This window comes from Desulforamulus profundi, from assembly GCF_002607855.1.
In genome coordinates this window covers 1-5,672 of sequence record NZ_AWQQ01000162.1, presented here as the reverse complement: position 1 = coordinate 5,672, position 5,672 = coordinate 1, and the positions used below count along the sequence as shown (strand labels likewise).

5 protein-coding genes and 4 tRNA genes are annotated in these 5,672 nt (G+C 47.7%); 1 reads left to right on the top strand and 8 read right to left on the bottom strand.

What is annotated here, in order from left to right; genetic code table 11:
• Window positions 1–66 precede the first annotated feature (66 nt).
• A complete protein-coding gene (locus tag P378_RS18785; RefSeq protein WP_099084268.1) occupies window positions 67–1,251 on the bottom strand; it encodes a cache domain-containing protein in 1,185 nt (394 codons plus the stop codon).
• A gap of 214 nt (window positions 1,252–1,465) precedes the next feature.
• Window positions 1,466–1,918 carry a tripartite tricarboxylate transporter TctB family protein gene (locus P378_RS18780; protein ID WP_099082461.1) on the bottom strand — a complete coding sequence of 151 codons (453 nt, stop codon included), beginning with the start codon at window positions 1,916–1,918 and terminating at the stop codon, window positions 1,466–1,468.
• A gap of 284 nt (window positions 1,919–2,202) precedes the next feature.
• Between P378_RS18780 and P378_RS18775 the strand changes: the two genes are divergently transcribed.
• Window positions 2,203–2,760: a tyrosine-type recombinase/integrase gene (locus P378_RS18775; RefSeq protein ID WP_207654091.1), complete on the top strand. Its 558-nt coding sequence runs from the start codon at window positions 2,203–2,205 to the stop codon at window positions 2,758–2,760.
• A 331-nt stretch (window positions 2,761–3,091) separates the two neighbouring features.
• Here the strand turns inward: P378_RS18775 and P378_RS18770 are convergent.
• The 6 genes from P378_RS18770 to P378_RS18745 all read right to left on the bottom strand — a co-directional run.
• A tRNA-Val gene (locus P378_RS18770) sits at window positions 3,092–3,167 on the bottom strand.
• A 7-nt stretch (window positions 3,168–3,174) separates the two neighbouring features.
• Window positions 3,175–3,250: transfer RNA gene (locus P378_RS18765), tRNA-Glu, on the bottom strand.
• A gap of 21 nt (window positions 3,251–3,271) precedes the next feature.
• Window positions 3,272–3,345: transfer RNA gene (locus tag P378_RS18760), tRNA-Ile, on the bottom strand.
• 8 nt (window positions 3,346–3,353) lie between these two features.
• A tRNA-Asn gene (locus tag P378_RS18755) sits at window positions 3,354–3,428 on the bottom strand.
• 97 nt (window positions 3,429–3,525) lie between these two features.
• Window positions 3,526–4,620: an RNA polymerase sigma factor RpoD gene (gene rpoD, locus P378_RS18750; RefSeq protein ID WP_099082459.1), complete on the bottom strand. Its 1,095-nt coding sequence runs from the start codon at window positions 4,618–4,620 to the stop codon at window positions 3,526–3,528.
• Between the two features lie 108 nt (window positions 4,621–4,728).
• Window positions 4,729–5,672 (bottom strand): toprim domain-containing protein (locus P378_RS18745; RefSeq protein WP_238473434.1); only part of this gene is annotated, 944 nt, incomplete at its 5' end.

Sequence of the window (5,672 nt, the reverse complement as noted above, 5' to 3'; positions counted from 1 at the left end):
GTTAATAAATGGTTTTAATGGTAATATTTTTCTTATAAAATACACAAAGGAGGGAGAAAAACCACCTTAAACAAGTTCAAAAAAATGTCTTGACATCTTTAGCCACCATAACATGTTGAGGGATTTGCTGGAATCAATGAGCTGCCTGGCGACTTTACAGGTTTGACCCATGAGCTGCCTGAAATTATGCAGCATGGTGTTAAAACTGTGACCCAGCCTGGCCACCTCATCATTCCCCTGGACGTGAAAATCTCGGGTTAAGTCCCCCTGGGCCACGATGGCCATATTTTCCGAAATCCGGTTGAGGGGGCCAAGGATTTTGCCAATTAAAGCGAACAGGATGACTCCCAATACCAGCAGGGAAAGGACCAGGTGAATGGCACTGTCCCGCAGGACATTGTCCAGTTGCTTCAATATCCCTGTGCGGTCCAGGTTGGCCTTTACATAACTGATGGGAACACCGCTGTAGTCATAAACGGGAATAATCAGGACAGCCGCCGCCGCGTTATTCAAATACACCGAGTGAACTCCCTTGCCGGACATGGCTTTCTTCACCTCGCCGGCATCCACCGCCAGGGGATCCCTTTCGCTTGTTCCGGCCAGGGGTTTATTTTTGTCAACCTTCTGCCATGCCACACCGCTGCTGGCGTAGGGATACATGAAGAATTCCCCGCCGCATTGTTCCTTCCACCGGGCCAATAGTTTGGGATTAAACCCCATGCCGTATTCAGCGCTGCCGATATGTTCGCCCTGGTAAAAAACCGGAGCAACCACCCGGAAGCCATAACCTCCACGTCCCTCCTCCAACCCGGCCACCAATTTCTTTTCCTTATTGCTTTGCATAACGGTGGCCCGGAAGGAGGACAAATCATCCCCAAATTTTTTGGGTTGGTGCAGGCGCAGAAAAGATGTGGCCGGCGGCAGGTGAAACTGAATTTGCTCAATGCCGTCCCTTTTGGCCTGTTCAAAGATGGGAGCGGTGAGCCGTAAGAGCTCCTCCCTGTTCCTTTCGGCAAAGGCCTGCTGAATATCCGGCATGTGAATGATACCGGTAAGTCCCATTCTGGCGGAGGTAAACACCGCCTCCAGGTCATTCCTGACAATGGACTCGATGTTGCGGTAGCCAACCTGTTCTTGATCCAAAATAGCGTCTCTCATTTGCCGGTAGCTCAGTGTCACCAATGTAACAAGAGAAATACTTACCAGTATAACCAGTGGAACCAGAAGTTTTGTTTTCACACTTTGCAGCACCCACCGCACCCCTTATTCTGCTTGTTAGGAAAATTTTTAGGAAAAATTTGACGAATTATATCATTATTAAATTAACATTAAATTTCCAATCCTAAATGTCGTGTTAATTACAGTGAAACTGTCTATTTTATGACAATAAAATTGCTATGCCGGTTATTTTCCGCTGCAAAAAACCCCTGCCTGGTAATAGGCAGAGGCTTGTCCGGTCTGTGCATTAAAAGAGGATACCGGGCGGGGTCGGCACACCCAGGAACAGGGCAAAGGTGGCATACACGGCGCCGGTAAGGATCACGGCAAAACCCGTTGAGATGCCAAGGGACGCCAGGTTCAACCCCCAATCGCTTAAGTACCAGGACATCAGTGTTAAAAAGACAAAACTGGAGATATAAAACCCAACCACGTTAATGGCCACGATATAGATCACGGTGGCTAAAATCATGAGAAAAGCACGGCCGTAGGCCAGGTCGGTGGTATTGGAACATTTGACACCCTTGCAGGTAATCCCTCCGACAATCAGGTAAACACCTGTGCCCACTAAGAACACTTCTAATATCAGGGGAAAAATGTTGCTGTGCAGTTCCCCTGCACACAGAATGCTGCAGCAATCAGGATGCTGATGATACCGGTTAATAAATTCAAACGGGGACGGTTCTTGACTTGAATTCATTTTTATGAATTCAAGTCAAGAAGAACGAAATCGCTCCGCGATGGCCTTGGAAGTAATTACCCAGAATAAAATAACATAATAAAAGTGAAAAGTATGCCCTCTCTGTGATATTGTTTAATCGCCAAACAAAACAAACCCAGAGAAAGGAGCATACTTTTCACTTTTATGATTATACCACATCCAAATAGACAAATACAAAGTTTATTAAAATAGCCAGGCCCCCTCCTACCTTCTGAAACGGTGGATTAGTGTGTACAAACCATCAAAAATCAGGAGGTATTTCCATGAATCACTATGAACAAGAGATAAACCTATATTTCGAACTCAAAGGGACTCCAGAATCATCAAGAGAAGCATATTTGCGAAGGATTAATGCATTTGTAAATTTTATGCAGGACAAGCATAAATGCAGGGAAGACATTACGGAAAGCGATATCCAGCAATACATCCTTTATCTTAAGAAGGAAAAAGGTCTTTCCCCGGGAACCATTAATAACTACATTTCTGCCATTAAGTTTTTTTATACCTGTATAGTGGATAAGGAATGGAATCCAAAGAAAATCCCACGGATGAAAAGAAACCGTAAACTTCCGGTAATCCCTCCAAAGCAGGATGTGCTGGCGATCTTAAATGCAACCGCTAATCTTAAACACAAAGCTATTCTGGTGTTAATTTACGGAAGCGGCTTACGGGTTGGAGAAGTAGCCAGGTTAAAGATTTGTGATATTTGCAGTAAAAGCATGCGGGTTCGGGTAGAAAACGCCAAGCATAATACAAACCGATATACCATTTTATCGGATATAGCCTTGAGGTGTTGCGAAAGTATTTCAAGGCATACTTAGGTATGCCCAAATCAAGTCAAATTTATGAAGAAATATACACGATATACAATAAGTATGCAAAATACAGCAAAATTAAAAATCAAAAGGCAAAGACACAAAATTAAAACCCCATAGCCCGGGAAAGTCGCGACTTCGTTCTTCTGGGGCAATCAAAAATTTTGCGCTTAGTTTTTTGCGTAAGTATTATTAAAGGCTCAACAATCAGCTAATATCTGACGGTTGAGCCTTTTTGCATGCAAAACTTCCGATTGCCCCCTTCAAGAACCGTCCCCAACTTTACTTGTGGTTGCAAGTAAAAAAGAAACCTCACTGTCTTAAGTGGGGTTTCTATTGGTGGGCGATGACGGGATCGAACCGCCGACATCCTGCTTGTAAGGCAGGCGCTCTCCCAGCTGAGCTAATCGCCCGTATTTATGGTGACCCCTACGGGATTCGAACCCGTGTTACCGCCGTGAAAGGGCGGTGTCTTAGACCACTTGACCAAGGGGCCAATTGAGAGGTGGGAGGTGAATGGTGGGCCACCAGGACTCGAACCTGGAACCCGCCGGTTATGAGCCGGATGCTCCACCATTGAGCTATAGGCCCGATATTTTTGGCTCCCCGAGTAGGATTCGAACCTACAACCTACCGGTTAACAGCCGGTTGCTCTACCGTTGAGCTATCGAGGAGCATCACCACGAAAGTTATTATACTAAAACAACACTATCAGGTCAACCTTATATTTTTGTTTTTATACCCAATTTTTACTTTGGCTTAACACTGCTATTAATCCAGGTAATCTTTAAGCTTTTTGCTGCGGCTGGGGTGCCGGAGTTTGCGCAGGGTTTTGGCTTCAATCTGACGAATGCGTTCCCTGGTCACGCCAAATTTTTGGCCCACTTCTTCCAGGGTTCTGGCGCGCCCGTCATCCAGTCCGAAGCGCAGGCGCAAAACCTTTTGCTCCCGGTCGGTCAGAGTTTTCAAGACCTCATCCAACTGTTCCCGCAGCAGGGTAAAAGATGCTTCCTCCGCAGGGGCCCGGGCATCGGCATCTTCAATGAAATCGCCCAGGTGGGAATCTTCTTCCTCGCCGATGGGGGTCTCCAGGGATACGGGTTCCTGGGCAATCTTCATGATTTCCCGCACCTTTTCGCCGGAAATATCCATCTCCTTGGCAATTTCCTCAGGACTTGGCTCTCTGCCCAACTCCTGCAGCAATTGACGGGAAACCCGGATCAGCTTGTTGATGGTTTCCACCATGTGGACCGGAATACGAATGGTCCGGGCCTGGTCGGCGATGGCCCGGGTAATGGCCTGGCGAATCCACCAGGTGGCATAGGTGCTGAATTTATATCCCTTCCGGTAATCGAATTTCTCCACCGCTTTTATCAAACCAAGGTTGCCTTCCTGAATCAAATCCAGGAACAGCATGCCCCTGCCCACATAACGTTTGGCAATGCTGACAACCAGTCGCAGGTTGGCCTCGGCCAGCCGGCGCTTTGCCTCCTCATCTCCCTGCTCCATACGCTTGGCCAGCTCTACCTCTTCTTCCGGAGATAGCAGGGGAACCCGGCCAATCTCTTTCAGATACATTCTTACCGGGTCATCGATACCAATGCCCTCGGGAATGGTGAGGTCCACTTCTACCTCTTCGGACGGGGCGTCAACGGCATCGTCTACTTCCAGTGGCTCCAAATCAGTGGCTTCGGGGACGACTTCAATGCCCATGGCGGCAATTTTTTCATAAATGTCATCAATTTGATCCGGCGATAGTTCGGTACCCTGCAGGGTATCCATGATTTCTGTGTAAGCTAGAACGCCTCGTTTTTTGCCTTTCTCTATCAGCTCTTTGATTTGTTCTACTTTTGTTTCGTCCCTCATGTTGCCACTCCCCTTTCGGCCCCTCGGATTTATTCATGGTTAACTGAATTTGACGACTAAGATTCAAGACTCTTTCGGTATCTCCGGCTCTTTCGGCCACTGCCAACTTCAACAGCAGGTCCTCCAGCCTAGCTTTTCAGTGGACTTCTTGATGGTGTTAATAAAATCAGTCAACATTTGGTCGGTATTTTCTCCGGGTATTTCCTGTACCAGTATACCGCTTAAAACCCTTTGATGGGGTTCTTCCAGTAAATCAAACAGTTTATTGACGGGCTGTTCCGCGCCACAGGCCAGGGCTGCATCAAAAATCCCCTGGAAATCCGGGTTTTGAAAGAACTGCCGCCCCAATTCCATGACGATTCGCTCCAACCACACCCTGTTCTCCAGGGCAAACCGGAGAATTCCTGCCTCGGCATGGGACCGGGCATCCCTGGGCTGGGCGAAAGAGAAAGAATTGGACGTACTCGCTATATTATGGCTATCTTTTGCAGAATTATCCCCGATTTGGGATTTTTTTCTGGTATTTTTCTTGAATGATTTAATTTCCTCCAGCACGGTCTCCCAATTTACCTGTAAAACCGTGGCCGTTTGCTTAATGGCTTCTTCTAATTCAATTGGACTGGCCACAGCAGCCAAGTTGGGTAGCACCTCCTGAAGGACTCTCTTTTTGGAGCCACTGTTTTGTATACCAAACCTTTTCACTGCCTGCATCAGTTTATACTGTACCAGGGGGATGGCCGTATCAATAATCTTTAGCCAGCCGGCCATGCCGTTTCGCTGGATAAACTCATCGGGGTCCTTGGCGCCTACGATGGTCGCGATGCGAACCTGGCAGCCCAGATCCTGCAGGATTTCGGCAGCGCGCATGGCGGCCTTGACACCGGCAGCGTCCGCATCGTAGGCAATGACCACGTCATGGGTGTAGGCCATCAACAGCTTACCCTGTTCCCGGGTAAAGGCGGTCCCCAGAGAGGCCACGGCATTGGTAACGCCGTGCTGGTAGGCAGAAACAACATCCATGTAACCTTCCATTAAAACAGCGTAACCAAGCT